This is a genomic window from Deinococcus arcticus, assembly GCF_003028415.1.
Classification (GTDB): Bacteria; Deinococcota; Deinococci; order Deinococcales; family Deinococcaceae; genus Deinococcus; species Deinococcus arcticus.
The window spans coordinates 85,753-99,491 of record NZ_PYSV01000011.1 but is presented as its reverse complement, the minus strand read 5'-3'; the positions used below and the strand labels follow the sequence as shown (position 1 = coordinate 99,491).

Annotated in this window: 13 protein-coding genes and 2 tRNA genes; 12 read left to right on the top strand and 3 right to left on the bottom strand. The window is 72.2% G+C overall.

Annotated elements, in window-relative coordinates; all coding sequences use genetic code 11:
• Positions 1–112: 112 nt before the first annotated feature.
• Both C8263_RS12205 and C8263_RS12200 read right to left on the bottom strand, forming a co-directional pair.
• Positions 113–511 (bottom strand): HU family DNA-binding protein, encoded by a 399-nt coding sequence (locus C8263_RS12205; protein WP_107138408.1) that lies wholly within the window; start codon positions 509–511, stop codon positions 113–115.
• Positions 512–677: 166 nt separating this feature from the next.
• Entirely contained in the window at positions 678–1,418 is a 741-nt protein-coding gene (locus C8263_RS12200) for a HesA/MoeB/ThiF family protein (protein WP_107138407.1), read from the bottom strand.
• Between the two features lie 43 nt (positions 1,419–1,461).
• Here C8263_RS12200 and C8263_RS12195 point away from each other — a divergent pair, with 43 nt between their 5' ends.
• The 5 genes from C8263_RS12195 to C8263_RS12175 are packed head-to-tail and all read left to right on the top strand — an operon-like array spanning position 1,462 to position 6,236.
• Positions 1,462–2,049, top strand: coding sequence for a glycerol-3-phosphate acyltransferase (locus C8263_RS12195; RefSeq protein WP_107138406.1), 588 nt, complete (start codon positions 1,462–1,464; stop codon positions 2,047–2,049).
• Positions 2,046–4,163, top strand: coding sequence for a hypothetical protein (locus tag C8263_RS12190; RefSeq protein ID WP_233218788.1), 2,118 nt, complete (start codon positions 2,046–2,048; stop codon positions 4,161–4,163). Before C8263_RS12195 ends, C8263_RS12190 begins: the two co-directional genes overlap by 4 nt.
• Positions 4,160–4,726 carry a UbiX family flavin prenyltransferase gene (locus C8263_RS12185; protein ID WP_107138405.1) on the top strand — a complete coding sequence of 189 codons (567 nt, stop codon included), beginning with the start codon at positions 4,160–4,162 and terminating at the stop codon, positions 4,724–4,726. Before C8263_RS12190 ends, C8263_RS12185 begins: the two co-directional genes overlap by 4 nt.
• A complete protein-coding gene (gene ispD / locus C8263_RS12180) occupies positions 4,723–5,385 on the top strand; it encodes a 2-C-methyl-D-erythritol 4-phosphate cytidylyltransferase (protein WP_107138404.1) in 663 nt (220 codons plus the stop codon). Before C8263_RS12185 ends, ispD begins: the two co-directional genes overlap by 4 nt.
• Positions 5,382–6,236, top strand: a complete 855-nt coding sequence (locus C8263_RS12175) for a 4-(cytidine 5'-diphospho)-2-C-methyl-D-erythritol kinase (RefSeq protein ID WP_107138403.1) — start codon at positions 5,382–5,384, stop codon at positions 6,234–6,236. Before ispD ends, C8263_RS12175 begins: the two co-directional genes overlap by 4 nt.
• A gap of 46 nt (positions 6,237–6,282) precedes the next feature.
• On the opposite strand, the gene C8263_RS12170 is transcribed toward C8263_RS12175, so the two are convergent.
• Positions 6,283–7,425, bottom strand: a complete 1,143-nt coding sequence (locus tag C8263_RS12170) for an MFS transporter (RefSeq protein WP_107138402.1) — start codon at positions 7,423–7,425, stop codon at positions 6,283–6,285.
• Between the two features lie 222 nt (positions 7,426–7,647).
• Here C8263_RS12170 and C8263_RS12165 point away from each other — a divergent pair, with 222 nt between their 5' ends.
• From C8263_RS12165 to C8263_RS12135, 7 genes are all read left to right on the top strand, one after another.
• Entirely contained in the window at positions 7,648–8,025 is a 378-nt protein-coding gene (locus C8263_RS12165) for a hypothetical protein (RefSeq protein ID WP_107138401.1), read from the top strand.
• Positions 8,026–8,109: 84 nt separating this feature from the next.
• Entirely contained in the window at positions 8,110–10,476 is a 2,367-nt protein-coding gene (locus C8263_RS12160) for a penicillin acylase family protein (RefSeq protein ID WP_107138400.1), read from the top strand.
• A 51-nt stretch (positions 10,477–10,527) separates the two neighbouring features.
• Positions 10,528–11,127, top strand: coding sequence for a single-stranded DNA-binding protein (locus C8263_RS12155; protein ID WP_107138399.1), 600 nt, complete (start codon positions 10,528–10,530; stop codon positions 11,125–11,127).
• A 202-nt stretch (positions 11,128–11,329) separates the two neighbouring features.
• A complete protein-coding gene (locus C8263_RS12150) occupies positions 11,330–12,091 on the top strand; it encodes a metallophosphoesterase (RefSeq protein WP_107138398.1) in 762 nt (253 codons plus the stop codon).
• Between the two features lie 76 nt (positions 12,092–12,167).
• Positions 12,168–12,243 (top strand) — tRNA-Asp (locus C8263_RS12145).
• Between the two features lie 5 nt (positions 12,244–12,248).
• A tRNA-Phe gene (locus C8263_RS12140) sits at positions 12,249–12,324 on the top strand.
• A 168-nt stretch (positions 12,325–12,492) separates the two neighbouring features.
• The gene (locus C8263_RS12135) at positions 12,493–13,413 is read left to right on the top strand and encodes a tyrosine-type recombinase/integrase (RefSeq protein WP_158263793.1); all 921 of its coding nucleotides are present in this window, start codon (positions 12,493–12,495) and stop codon (positions 13,411–13,413) included.
• Positions 13,414–13,739 lie beyond the last annotated feature (326 nt).

Here is a 13,739-nt window from a genome sequence, read left to right as displayed (position 1 = left end):
CACGCGGCCTGCTCTTACCCCACACACGTCCTTCTTTACTGTGCACCGTCAGACCATGAAAAACAGCGGCGCCCAATCAGCGCCGCTGCCTTAAAAACTGTTCTACGAACCCTTACAGGCTGCCCTTGAGGGTGGTGGCCACCTTGAAGCGCACCTTGCGGCCGGCCGGAATGGTGATGCGCTCGGAGGTGCCCGGGCGCACGCCGCTGCGTTCGGCCGTCTGGGCAATGCTCAGGGTGCCCAGGCCGGGCAGGCCCACGCTCTGGCCGGAACGCAGGGCCGACACCACGCAGTCGAGCATGGTCGCCACCGCGTCGCCCGCCTGTTTCTTGTTCAGCGAGGTGCGCTCGGCCACCATGTCAATAATCTGGGTCTTGGCGATCTTGCCGCTGTCGGCGCGCGCGGCGTCCGTGCCCCGGGCGGCGTCGGTGGCGCCCCGGCGGCCGGACGTGCCGGTGCGGGCGGCGCTGCGGGCGGGCTGCTTCGCGGCGGACTTGGTGCTCTTGGTCATGAGAAGAACCTCCGAGAACTGAAGTCGAGCTGGATTGTCGGCTCAGGCGCACAGTAACACACCGGCCCGCGCCGTCAAGCCGCCCTGGGCGTGGGTCTTCAGGGGGAATAAAGGGGGCGCGGGGGGGTGAACTGGGCCCCGGGTCATCCGGCTGTTCCTGCCCGGCTTACCGGGCCGCGCGGGCTGGGCCCAGCCGCAGGACCCGCGTGTGCCCGCTCAGGGCGTCAAAGGTCCACAGGCGCCCGCGCAGGGGCTCGCCCACCCCGCCCAGGACCTTCAGGGCCTCCAGGGCCATCAGGGCGCCCACCACGCCGGGCACGGGCCCCAGCACCCCCGCCTCGTCGCACGAGGCCGCGTCGCCGGGTTCGGGAAACACGTCGCGCAGGCCCAGGGCCGGGCCAAACACGCTGACCATGCCGGAGGTGCCGCTGGCCGCGCCCCACACCCATTCGCGTCCCAGGGCGGTGCAGGCGTCGGCAATGCGGTAGCGCGTCTCGAAGTTGTCGGTGGCGTCAATCAGCAGCGCGGCGTCTGAGAGCAGCCCCGGCAGCGTGCGGTCGTCCACCGGTGGAGCCACGCGCACGCGCACCTGGGGATTGAGCTGCTGGGCGCGGGCGGCGGCGCGCTCGGCCTTGGGGGCGCCCACATCCGGGGTGGTGTACAGGCTCTGGCGGTGCAGGTTGCTGAGGTCCACGGTGTCGCCCTCGGCAATGACCAGTTGACCCACCCCGGCGCCTGAGAGCGCCGCAATCACCGGGCTGCCCAGGCCGCCGGCCCCCACCACCACCACCCGGGCGGCCCCCACACGGGCCTGGGCACCGGCCTCCTGCCATTCGGGGACCAGCAGCGCGCGGCTGTAGCGGCGCAGTTCGGCGCGGCTCAGGGGGCGGTCGGGCAGGGCGCTCATGGCGCCGAGTCTAGAGGGCGCGCCCCGCTAGAATGGCCGCCGTATGCCCCCTACCGCCGCGCCCGTGTTTGTGGCCCTCGCCGCGTACCTGCTGGGGTCCCTGGTGGCCGGGGTGCTGTATTCGCGCGCCCGGGGCGCTGATATCCGCGACCGGGATCTGCCGGGCGGCAGCGGCACCTTCCGGCAATATGGCCGCCGCGCCGCCGTGCTGGTCACGGCCCTGGACATCGCCAAGGGGGTGCTGGCCGCCCTGCTGTCCCGCGCCCTGGCCCCCGACTGGGGCTGGCTGGCCATGGGCGCCGTGGTGGCGGGACACTGCTACCCCCTGTTCTTCGGCTTTCGGGGGGGCGGGGGCATTGCGCCGCTGCTGGGCGCGCTGCTGGTGCTGGCCCCGCTGACCCTGCTGGGCACCCTGGGCACGGCGCTGCTGTTTATTCCGCTGTACCGCGCCACACTGCAGCGCCGCGTGGGCCTGAACGCGGTGCCGGCCGCCACGGTGGTGGCCCTGCCGGTGGGCCTGCTGCTGGCCACGCGCTACGGCGGCCTGCTCGAACTGCTGGCGGGCGGCGTGGTGATGGCCGTGCGCAGCGCCCACCTGCTGGCCCGCCCCGGGCGCCCGGAGCGCGCGTGAAGCGGGCGCTGGCCTGCCGGGTGCTGGCGCGCGCCGGCCTGCTGCTGGCCCTGCTGGGCAGCAGCGTGCAGGCCACCGCCACCCTGAGTGGCCGCACCCTGACCGTGGAGCCTGAGGGCACCGGCCCCCGCTGGCAGCGCACCTTTCCGGCCTCGTGGGGGCCGCTGACCGGGCCGCTGGAGCTGGAGGGGCGGGTGCTGCTGGGCGCCGGCCCCGCCGTCTATGAACTGGGCGCGGGCGGCGTGGCTGTGGCCCGCGCCGACCTGAGCGGCGTGGTCACCTCGCTGGACGCCTCGGGCGGGGTGGTGCGCGTGAGCACCGAGCTGGCCGGCCTGACCGAGCGCTTCACGCTGGACCCGGCCAGCGGCCTGAGCGTGCAGGAGCGGGTGGTGCCCCCACCTGTGCCCGAGGTAAGCGGCTGGCTGGCGCGCGTGGCCGACACCACCCCGGCAGGCGAACTGGGCCGCGCCGCCGCGCTGGACCCGCTGAACCCCTTTCTGGCGGTGCGTGAGGCCCGGGCTGTGCGCGCCGACGCCTACGCCGCCCTGAGCGCCGTGCGCCGCGCCCTGGGGGGCACCCTTCCCTTTCCCGCCTGGGTGGCGCTGGCCGCGCGGCTGGACAGCGCCGGCTTTCCCTCGGCCGCCGATCTGGCCCTGGACCGCGCGCGGCGCGACGCGGCGGCGCGCGGCATTGACCCGGCGGTGACCGTCAGCCGGGGGGCGCTGAAAGCCTACGGCGACCCGGCCGGCTACGTGAGCACCCTGCTGGACCAGCGGCGCTTGGCCCGCGCGGGCGTGTGGATGGCCTACCTGCGTGAACTGCACCCCCGCTTTGAAGGCGGCGAGGCGCTGTACGCCCGCTACGCCCAGGCCCTGGAAGCGCAGGGCCGCGAGGGCGAGGCGGGCGAGTGGCGGCAGTTCTCGCGTTCGCTGCGCGCGGGCACCCTGTACAACCTGGGCCCCGAGGGTCTGCGCGGGGTGCGCGACGCCGCGCGGCTGGCCATGCTGGGGCTGGGCGCAGCGCTGCTCTCGGGGCTGCTGGCGGTGGCGGTGCGGGCGTGGCGGCCCCAGGCGCAGGACACGGCGGCGCTGGGGGGCCGCTACCGCTCGTGGCTGCGCCACCCCCTGTCGCGCGCGCGGCGGGTGTTCGTGGCCTACGCCAGCCCCGGCGAGCGCCTGACCCTGTTTCTGCTGGCCCTGAGCCTGCTGGTGGTGACTGGCGGGCTGCACTGGGCCAACCTCGCGGGCGCCGGGCTGCGCTCGCCGGCCCTGGCCAGCGGTACCTACGGGGGCGGCTGGGGCGGGGCCCAGCTCTCGGCGCTGGCGCTGCGCCCCGGTCCCGACGCCGCGCTGCTGGCCGGACTCAGCGCGCAGCTCGACGGCGAGGACGCCCAGGCCCGTGAGGTGTACGCCGCCGCCGACACCGATCCTTGCGTGCGCAACAATCTGGGCGTGATTGCCCAGACGCGCGGCGACGAACCCCAGGCCCGGGAGCTCTACCGCGCCGCCCTGTCGGCCCGGCCTGACCTGGAAGCCGCCGCCTTTAACCTGGGCCTGAACCCGGGCACCCCCGAGGCGGCCTTTCAGCGCACCTACCGTCCCGGCGTGCCCCGGCTGTGCTACCCGGACCAGCGCCGCCTCACCCGCGCCGTGACCGGCGACCTGAGCGTGACCCTGCGCGGCGCCCTGCGCGAGCCGCTGTCGCTGCTGGATCCCTCGGGCGGGGGTTCGCCGCGCCTGGGGCTGGCGCTGCTGGGCTCGGGGGTGCTGGCGGCGCTGCTGGCGCTGGCCCTGCTGCTGCCGGCCTCGGTCCCGGCCCCCGCGCAGGCGCGGCCCCTGGCCTACCGCGCGCTGGCGCTGCTGCTGCCGGGGTCCTCGCTGCTGGACAGTCCCTGGGGCAGCGTGCTGCTGCTGGCCTGGGGCGCGCTGCTCTCGGCGCTGTTTCCCGCCACCGGGCTGGTGGCGGTGCCGGACCTGCCGGGCCTGACCCTGGAAGGCACCCGCACGGCCCTGGTGGCAGGGCTGGTGCTGGTGTATGCCCTGAACCTGCTGGCCTTTGTGGCCGCCGAACTGCGCCACGCCCGCCGCCGCAGGCGCGAAGCGAGCGGCGCATGAGGCTGGTGGTGGGGGTTTCAGGCGGCAGTGGCATGCCGTATGCCCTCTCGGCCCTGCAGGCCCTGCGCGCCCTGAACGTGGAGACGCACCTTGTGGTCAGCAGCGGCGCCAAGCGGGTGATGACCGCCGAGGGCGCCGGGCCGCAGCTGCCGGACCTGACCGCCCAGGCCACGCAGGTTCACGAGGACCGCGACCTGGCGGCCAGCGTGGCCAGCGGCTCTTTCCGCACCGACGGCATGCTGCTGATTCCCTGCAGCGCGGGCACCCTGGCCAAGGTGGCGCACGGCTTTGCCGACACCCTGCTGACCCGCGCGGCGCACGTGACCCTGAAAGAGCGCCGCCCGCTGGTGCTGGTGGTGCGCGAGGACCCGCTGCCGCGCCCCATGCTGGTGAACCTGCTGGCCGCCCATGACGCCGGGGCCACCGTGATGACCGCCAGCCCCGGCTTCTACCACGCCCCGCAGGATGTCGGGGAGCTGCTGCATTTCGTGACCGCGCGGGTGCTCGACCAGTTCCGGCTGGACGTACCGGGCTTCCGGCGCTGGCGCGAGAACGAAGCATGAAGGTGGCCGCCCTGATTCCGGCGGCGGGCAGCGGCACCCGGCTGGGCCTGGGGCCCAAGGCGTTCGTGACCGTGGCCGGGCGCTCGCTGCTGGCGCGCAGCGTCGCCGCGCTGGCCCCCCATGTGGCCGAGGTGCTCGTGGCGCTCCCCGACGGCCACGCCCTGCCCCCGGACCTGCCCGCGCGCGCCATCACCGGCGGCGCCACCCGGCAGGCCACCGTGCACGCCCTGCTGCGCGCCACCGACGCGGACGTGGTGCTGGTGCACGACGCGGCCCGGCCCTTCCTGCCCGCCCGCGTGATTGCCGCGCTGTGCCAGGCGGCCCAGACGGGGGGCGCGGCCACAGCGGCCCTGCCGGTGGCCGACACCCTGGTGCAGGCCGGGGCCGCCGGGCCCCCTCAGTGGGGCCACCTCGTGCCGCGCGAGGGCCTGTGGGCGGTGCAGACCCCCCAGGCCTTCGGGCGCGAACTGCTGCTGCGCGCCCACGAGGCGGCGGCACGCGCAGGCCAGAGTGCCACCGACGACGCGGGGCTGGTGGCGCGGCTGGGACACGCGGTGGCCCTGGTGCCCGGCGACGCGCGGCTGTTCAAGGTGACCACCCCCGGCGACCTCGCCCTGGCCCAGGCCCTGGCCCCGGTGTGGGATGCTGAGGGCCCATGACGACCGGCCCCGCCTCTACGGCTCCTGTCACGTACTTCGCGCCCGCCAAGGTCAACCTGGGCCTGAGCGTGCGCTCGCAGCGCGCCGACGGCTACCACGACCTGCATTCCCTGATGGTGCCGCTGAACGTGGGCGACGACCTGGAACTGGCTCCGGCCCCCACCCTGAGCCTGCGCGTGGAGGGCGCCGAGCTGCCCACCGACGAGCGCAATCTGGTGTACCGCGCGGCGCGCGCCTATCTGGATGCCGCTGGGGTAAGCACGGGCGCGGCCATCACCCTGCACAAACGCCTGCCGCTGGCCTCGGGGCTGGGGGGCGGCAGCAGCGACGCCGCCACCACCCTGATGGCCCTGGCACGGCTGTACCCGGCCGGGGTGGCGCTTGCTCCCCTGGCCCGGCGCCTGGGCGCCGACGTGCCGTTCTTTCTGCTGGGCCACGCGGCCACGGCGGCCGGCACCGGCGAGATTCTGTCGCCCATTCCGGTGCCGCGCACGGCCCTGGTGCTGGTGAACCCCGGGGTAGAGGTCAGTGCGCGCGACGCCTACCGCTGGCTGGACGCCGAGGAAGCCTTTACCACCGCCCTGGACGTTGAGGCGATTGTGGCCGCCCTGTCCAACGGCCGCCCGGTGCCCTACCTCAATACCCTGCAAGGCCCTGTGGCCGCCCGCCACGCTCCCATCCGCGCGGCGCTGCAGGCCCTGGGCACCGCCGGGCTGCACTCTCCCCTCATGAGCGGTTCGGGCAGCACCTGCTTTGCCCTGGCCCGCGACGACGCCCACGCCCACGAGGCCGCCCAGGCCCTGAGCCGCGCCCACCCCGGCTGGTGGATCACCGCCGCCTGCACGCTGTAGCGCTCTGGCGCTGAGCGCCGCGAGAAAATGGCTCATGGCTCATGGCTCATGGCTCATGGCTTACGGCCCCCCCCTGCCCCGCCACATACAGCAGCGCCCCGCCAAACGCCAGCGTGCCCAGCCCGAACACCCCGGCCACGCCCCACAGCTGCCACGCGGCGCCGCCCAGCATGGGGCCGGCGGCGGCGCCCAGAGCCTCGGCGGTCATGACGGCGCCCCAGGCAGCCGCGCGCTGCCCCTGCGGCAGGGTGCGGGCCACCAGCCCGTTCCAGCCGGTCAGAAAGGCGCCGAAGCCCACGCCCGCCAGCGCCGCCAGGCCCCAGAGAAACTGGGCGCCGGTCAGGGCCGCCACGGCAAAGCCGCCTGTCAGCAGCGCCAGCCCCGGCAGCAGCGCCCGGCGCGGGTGGTCGCGGTCGGCCACGCGGCCCAGCAGCGCGGCGCTGGCGCCAATCAGGGCCCCGGTCAGGGCGCCGGGCAGCAGCAGGTCCCCCAGGCCCAGCCCCAGGTGCGCCAGCATGGGGTACAGGGTGGTCACCAGCAGCCCCGGCGCCAGGGTCTGCACAAAGGCGGTGGGCAGCAGCGCGGCCACCGGGCGCCACTCGCGCCAGGGCACCGGCACCGGGCGCAGCGGCACGGCGGCGCGCCACAGGCTCAGGGCCAGGGCAGCGGCGGCGCCCTGCAGCAGCAGCAGCCCGGTCCACACCGCCTGGGGCCAGTCCTGCATCAGGGGTCCGGCCACCAGCGCGCCGGTGAGCACAGCGGGCACGGCCGTCAGGTTGGTCACCGTCAGGGCGCGGGCGGTGCGTGCCGGGTGGGCCAGCGCCTGCGAGGCGCTCATGACGGCGGGCCACAGCGCGGCCGTGCCCAGCCCCCACAGCGCACACGCCAGCACAGCGGCCGGCGCGCTGGGCCCCTGGCGAACCAGTGCCAGGGTCAGGCCCCCCAGCAGGGCGCCGGTCAGCAGGCTGGGGCCCAGGCCCACGCGCGCCACGAGAACCCCGGCGGGCCCGCGCCCCAGCGCGTCGGCCAGGTAGTGCACCCCGGCCATCAGGCCAATCACGGCGGCGCCCAGGCCCAGCTGCGGGCCCGCCAGGGGCAGCACCCCCACGAACAGCGCGGCGCGCACCGTCTCGCTCAGGGCCAGCAGGAGCAGCAGCCGCAACATGGTCAGGGGCCGCCGCCAGAGCATCGCGCCGATTGTACCCGGGGGCGCCCGGGGCTGGAGCGCGGAGCACACCGCTGGGGGTCTGGTTGGGCCCCGCGCCGCGCTCATGTTCGGCCCGCCGGTCCCTTCGGGCGGCCTTGACCTTGCTTCCCGTAAGGCCCCTGTCAGTTGCGCGGCGCAAGATTACCCAGACTTGACGGTGTGCGGTTCCCGCGACGGGGCCAGCAAAAGGAGGCGGATTCAACCATGACTCTGCATGACCCGACCGGGTTTTCCATCAATCCACTGCTGTTTGTGCCCGCAGCGGCCTTTCCGCAGGTCACGGCCCTGCCTGAGCGCCACACGCTGCCCGGCGCTGAACTGCTGGTGTTCCGCTTTGCCAACGGCTACGGCGCCGCCGTGACCCGCCAGATGTCGCGCCCCGAGGACAGCGCCTTTGAGTTCTGCGTGCTGGACTGCACCCTGCCCGAGCCGCAGCCCTGCTTTACCACCCCGGTGGCCGCCAGTTTCCGCTCGGGGCTGTCGCACACCGATGTTCACGCGCTGCTGATGCTGGCCGAGCGCCTGCCGCTGCACGAGCGCTGCGTCCAGGCCAACGCCGCGCTGATTCACGAAGAGTTCTAGGCCGCGCGTTCCAGCCTGTGCCCGCCGCGCCGCCCCCACCCACCGGGGGGCGGCGCGAACTTCGCTATGCTGCGCGCACATCACATGACGACACTGGGCAGGAGGCGCCCCTCTTGGGGCAAGCGGGCAGCGCTGGGGCTGCTGGTCACACTGGGGCTGCTGGGCGCGGCAGGCGGGGGCGCGTACATGTGGCTGCGCGCCACCTCTGAGCCGCGAACGGCCGGTACGCTGAGTGCCCCGGGCCTGGGGGCACCGGTGGCGGTCACCCGCGACGCCTGGGGTGTGCCGCATATCCGCGCCCAGAGCGACGAGGACGCAGTGTTTGCCCTGGGCTTCGTGCACTGGCAGGACCGCGCGTGGCAGATGGACTTTCAGCGCCGCGTGGCCCAGGGCCGCCTCGCGGAGGTGCTGGGCGAGCCGGCCCTGGCGCAGGACCGCTTTCTGCGCACCTGGGGCTTTCAGCGCGCGGCCCTCTCGGCGCTGCCGGCCCTGGAGCCCCGCACGCGCCGCCTGATCCGCGCCTACACGGCGGGCGTGAACGCCGCGCAGGCCCAGGGCAAGGTGGCCCCCGAATTCCGCATTCTGGGCTACACCCCCGAACCCTGGCAGGAGGTGGACAGCCTGTCGTGGAGCAAACTGATGGCCTTTGACCTGGGCGGCAATTATGACGAAGAGGTGCTGAACGCCCGCGTGGTGCAGCGCCTGGGCGAAGGCGGCCTGGATCAGGTCACCGCGCCCTATCCGGCGGGTGCGCCCACCATCCTCAGCGCCGATGAGCTGCCTGAGCGCACGAGGCGCGCGGCCCCCACCTCAGCTGCCCCGGCGCTCCCAGACGCCACCCTGGCGGCCCTGCGCGCCCACCTCGCCGCCGCGCGCGAACTGGGGCTGCAGGCGGTGCCGGGCAAGGGCAGCAACAACTGGGTGGTGTCCGGCCAGCGCACCGTCAGCGGCAAACCGCTGCTGGCCGACGATCCCCACCTGTCGCTCACGGCGCCCATGCTGTGGTATCTGGCCGACCTGCAGGGCAGTCAGTTGAAGTCCATCGGCGCCAGCATTCCGGGCCTGCCCGCCATCGTGATCGGGCGCAACGACCGCGTGGCCTGGGGGGTCACCAACGTGAACCCCGATGTGCAGGACCTGTACATCGAGCCGGAGGGCACCCCGCTGCGCACCCGCACCGAAACCATCCGGGTCAAGGGGCAGCCGGACGTCACCCTCACCGTGCGCGAAAGTGCGCATGGGCCCATCATCAGTGACGCCGGAGCCGCCGACCTGGGCCCGCGCGTGGCCCTGAAATGGACGGCCCTGCAACCACGCGACACCACCATGGACGCCTTTCTGGGCCTGAACTACGCCCAGAACTGGGGCGACTTCACCCGGGCCCTGTCGCGCTACGTGGCCCCCAGCCAGAGCTTTGTGTACGCCGATGTGGACGGCAACACCGGCTACTACGCCCCCGGCCGCGTGCCCATTCGCGCCGGCTGGGACGGCAGCCTGCCAGTCTCTGGCGACGGCACGCGCGAGTGGCAGGGCTTTATTCCCTTCGCGCAGCTGCCACACGTGTACAACCCCGCCGACGGGCTGGTGATCACCGCCAATAACCAGGTGGTGCCCCAGGGGTACCCTTTCAACCTGGGCAACGCGCGCAACTGGGCCGAGCCCTACCGCGCCGAGCGCATCACCGAGCTGCTGGGGACCAGACCCAAGCTGAGCCTGCAGGACATGAAGGCCGCGCAGCTGGACACCCAGAGCCTCGTGTGGCGCGATTTCCGCTCCCTGCTGCTGGCCACCGCCCCCGGCAGCGACGACGCCCGGCGCGCCCTGGCCGAGCTGCGCGCCTGGGACGGCCGCCTGACCGTGGAGACCCGCGCGGGGCTGCTGTTCGAGGCGTGGCTGATGGCGCTGCAGGAGATGGCGCGCGACGAACTGGGCCAGGACACGGTCATGAACAGCCTCTCGGTGCTGCGGCAGCTGCAGCAGCAGGGCGAACTGTGCGCCGTGCAGGGCCGGGGCAACTGCGCCGCCCTGCTGACCCGCAGCCTGGACGCCGCTCTGGCTGACCTGCGCACGCGCCTGGGGAACGACATGACCAGCTGGACCTACGGCCAGCTGCATCAGGTGGCCAGCAACCACCGGGCGTTTGGCAAGGTGAGCGCCCTGGCGTGGCTGTTTAACCACGCGGCCCCCACCCCGGGCGGCACGAACACGGTGAACGTGGCCCGCCCTGAACACGGCACCTTCCGCCAGACCCACGGCGCCAGCTACCGCCAGATTGTGGACCTCGCCGCGCCCGACCGCAGCCTGTACATCGGCAGCCTGGGACAGGCGGGCAGTCCGCTGGCCCCGCACGCCAGCGACCAGATGAGGCGCTGGATTGCGGGCGAGTACCTGCCCATGAGCACCCAGCCCGGCGACTGGGGCCGCACGCGGGTGCTGACGCTGCAGCCCTGAGGGACCGCCCTGGACACGCCGCGCCGGCCGCGCAGTGGGTAGACTGCCCGCATGGCAGAACCTCACCGCGTGCGCGAGGCACTTCGCGCCAGCATGACCGCCTGGGCCACCCTGAGCGTGCGGGGCGACCAGGCCCGCGTGACCCTGACCCCCGACCTGGATGTGCTGGCCCCGCAACTGGACGCCATTGACCCCGGCTGGAGCCTGACCTGGGCCTGCGACCACCCGGAGCCGCCCATCGTGCGCGCGCGCCTGAGTGTGCTGGGCGCGGCGCGCGAGGGGCTGGCCACCGCCCACACCCTGGCCGACGCCAAGCTGGCGGCCCTGGCCGATCTGGCGCGCACCTACGGCGTGCAGCCCAGCAGCGAGCCGCTGTGGGTGGAATACGACCCCGAGGACGGCGCCAATACCTCCGAGCTGGAAACCGAGACCCCGGCACCTCGCGCCGCCGCCTCGCGCGCCCTGCCTCCAGAGCCCCCCCGCGATCCCCAGATGGACAAGGCCCGGCGCCACATTGAGGACCTGCTGGAGCAGCTGAAGGTGGCTGGAAGGGGCGGGGACGCCGCCCGCATCCTGATGCGCGGCTACGGCGAGACCCTGGAAGAAAGCCGGGCCATCTACAAGGAGCTGCACGCGCTGCTCAAGGGCTAGGGCTCTGGCGGCTGGGTTCGAGATCAACCGAGAACCCAGCGAAGCGGGGCGCGCAAGAAGGGCCCCGGGCCAGGACTGGATCTGTGTCGGCGCTCTGCTGAGCCGTTGACCGGGAAGGGGCGAGGCCGTCAGCCGGCCCTGGCTGGGCGGGTGGGCCCGGGGAAGCGGCCCACCCGGCGGCCCAGCCGCTATGCTGGGGGCAATGCGCAAGTTCCTGGCTTTCGGTGACGTGCACGCCGATTTCGACACGCTGTGGGCCGCACTGCGCGCCGCGAGCTGTGTGGACGGCGGCGGGCAGCCCACGCCGCCGGTGCAGGCCGGACTGTATCAGGTGGTCCTGATCGGGGATCTGGTGCATCCCAAAAATGAGCGTGAATACAGCCGCCTGACGGGCGTGCCCCGCTTTGACCCGCGCAATCCCGACCACCTGTTTGTGGCCGCGCGCGAACAGGTCAAGCACCTTGAGCGCCTCAAGGCGTACCAGGCCGCGGCGCCGCACGCCATTCACATCATTCTGGGCAACCACGACGACGCGGTGCTGAACACCAGTTACATGCTGGGCACCAGCGGCGGCCTGATTCACGCCGAATTCGACCCTGAACACGGTGGCCTGCACCTGCCGGACCATCTGGCCGCCTGGATGCGCACCTTTCCCCGCGAAGTGCGCGTGGGGGGCGTGCAGTTTGCCCACGTCTCGCCCCTGCCGGCCCACGCCCACTACGACGACCTGTTCTATGCCGACCACAGCGCCAAGCGCTGGTACCGGGATTCGCCAGAGTACGTGCGCATGGCGGGCCTGAGCTTCGGCGTGTACGGCCACACCCAGATGGAAGGCGGCATTCTGCTCCCCGAAGACCACCCCTTTGCCATGATTGACGCCCTGCAGGGACGCGAATATCTGGAACTGATGCTGGACCCTGGCCAGGCCAACCCCGTGCAGAATGTCCGCGCCGCGCCGTTCTAGGCCCGCGTGCGTTGACAAGGCGGGGGTGCGCCGGTATCCTTAACCCCGCTGCTTTTGCAGCCCTTTCAAGGCGACTGGTCCGGTAGTGTAGCGGTTAGCATATCTGCCTGTCACGCAGAAGGTCGCGGGTTCAAATCCCGTCCGGACCGCCAAGGAAGGCTAGGTAGCTCAGCTGGTAGAGCAAACGACTGAAAATCGTTGGGTCGCCGGTTCAAGTCCGGCCCTGGCCACCACCTTAGAAAAAGCCCGTCATAGACGGGCTTTTTCGTTTTGGCTCAGGAAGGATGAGTGAGGTGGGATTCCAACAATCGTCGGCGCTCCAGGTCAAACTTTGCCAGCAGACGATTTCGAACCCCCACCGTCCCCTGCCCAGCACAAGAGGCCGTCGAAAGGAGTCACCTATGCACCTCGACGAACTCTGGACCCGGCACGCCCGCCACCTGAAGCTCCGCAAACGCAGCCTGGAGACCCTCCGGTACTACGACGCCACTGCCCGCAAGCTGCGGGCCTATCTGGAGCGGGAAGGTCACTCCTTGCAGGCCGAGGCAGTGCGCATTGGAGACCTTCGGGGCTTCATGGAGTATCTGGAAGAGAGCGGCTTGAAGGAAGGTGGCATTGACGCCCATTACCGGGCCCTCAAAGGGGCCTTTGGCTGGGCAGTCAAAGACGAACTGCTGGAGAAGAATCCGACCGTTCGGCTGGAGCGGGTCAAGCAGCCGCACCGGCTCATGGTGACGCTCTCCAAGGAGGAGTACCGCCGCCTCCTGGAAGTGGCCCGAAAGAGCCATTTCCGAGACCGGGAAACCGCCATTGTCGTGACGTTGTTCGATACAGGCCTGCGACTGGCTGAGGTGGCTGGCCTGAGGATGGGCGACCTGCACTTCGCCGAAGGGCACCTGCGGGTCATCGGAAAAGGCAACAAGGAGCGCATCGTGCCGTTGGGGCTGATGGCTTCGCAGGCCCTTGACCGGTACCTGCGCAAGAGCCGCAAGCCCAGGTTCCCTTTCGTGGACCATGTGTTCCTGGGCCGAACCGGGGAGTCCCTGTCTCGCTCCGGCGTGGCCCAGGTGCTGGCCGACCTGGCACAGCGGGCAAAGATTCCCAGGGCGCACGCCGCCCCACACGCGTTCCGGCGCTCATTTGCAGTGAACTATCTGCGAAATGGTGGGGACGTGTTTACCCTCCAGCACGTCATGGGTCACGCCACGCTGGATATGACCCGCCGGTACGTGAACCTGCTGCCGGAAGACCTCTCGCGGGTGCATGCCCAGGTGTCCCCGGCCGACCGAATGGCCGCGTCGCAAGGAGGAGGCCGCCGATGAGTAGGCGCGACACGAAGGAGGGCCACTTCAGTGAAGAGCAGCGCCTGCGATTCACGACCCTGGCTCTGAAGCGCAATTTGAATCACATCCGTTGGCGTGAAGAGCATCCATTCGGGATTTCCAACGAAGCGTCCGTTGGTCTGCAGGCTGCCACCACACTCCTGCTCTGGATAGCCACCAGCCGACTGGAGGAGGTCATGACCGAATTGGACAATGACCCCCTCAACCCCAAGCTCAAACGCCTCTGGAACGAGCCGGACTTTCAGGCGGGTCACCCAGCGGGTGTGCGGGCCAACCTTTCACACTGGCGGAAGGCTATTGCAGAG

Coding starts and splice junctions, on each gene's coding strand:
- C8263_RS12205 (WP_107138408.1), bottom strand. CDS start 511: ATGACCAAGAGCACCAAGTCCGCCGCGAAGCAGCCCGCCCGCAGCGCC.
- C8263_RS12200 (WP_107138407.1), bottom strand. CDS start 1,418: ATGAGCGCCCTGCCCGACCGCCCCCTGAGCCGCGCCGAACTGCGCCGC.
- C8263_RS12195 (WP_107138406.1), top strand. CDS start 1,462: ATGCCCCCTACCGCCGCGCCCGTGTTTGTGGCCCTCGCCGCGTACCTG.
- C8263_RS12185 (WP_107138405.1), top strand. CDS start 4,160: ATGAGGCTGGTGGTGGGGGTTTCAGGCGGCAGTGGCATGCCGTATGCC.
- ispD (WP_107138404.1), top strand. CDS start 4,723: ATGAAGGTGGCCGCCCTGATTCCGGCGGCGGGCAGCGGCACCCGGCTG.
- C8263_RS12175 (WP_107138403.1), top strand. CDS start 5,382: ATGACGACCGGCCCCGCCTCTACGGCTCCTGTCACGTACTTCGCGCCC.
- C8263_RS12170 (WP_107138402.1), bottom strand. CDS start 7,425: ATGCTCTGGCGGCGGCCCCTGACCATGTTGCGGCTGCTGCTCCTGCTG.
- C8263_RS12165 (WP_107138401.1), top strand. CDS start 7,648: ATGACTCTGCATGACCCGACCGGGTTTTCCATCAATCCACTGCTGTTT.
- C8263_RS12160 (WP_107138400.1), top strand. CDS start 8,110: ATGACGACACTGGGCAGGAGGCGCCCCTCTTGGGGCAAGCGGGCAGCG.
- C8263_RS12155 (WP_107138399.1), top strand. CDS start 10,528: ATGGCAGAACCTCACCGCGTGCGCGAGGCACTTCGCGCCAGCATGACC.
- C8263_RS12150 (WP_107138398.1), top strand. CDS start 11,330: ATGCGCAAGTTCCTGGCTTTCGGTGACGTGCACGCCGATTTCGACACG.
- C8263_RS12135 (WP_158263793.1), top strand. CDS start 12,493: ATGCACCTCGACGAACTCTGGACCCGGCACGCCCGCCACCTGAAGCTC.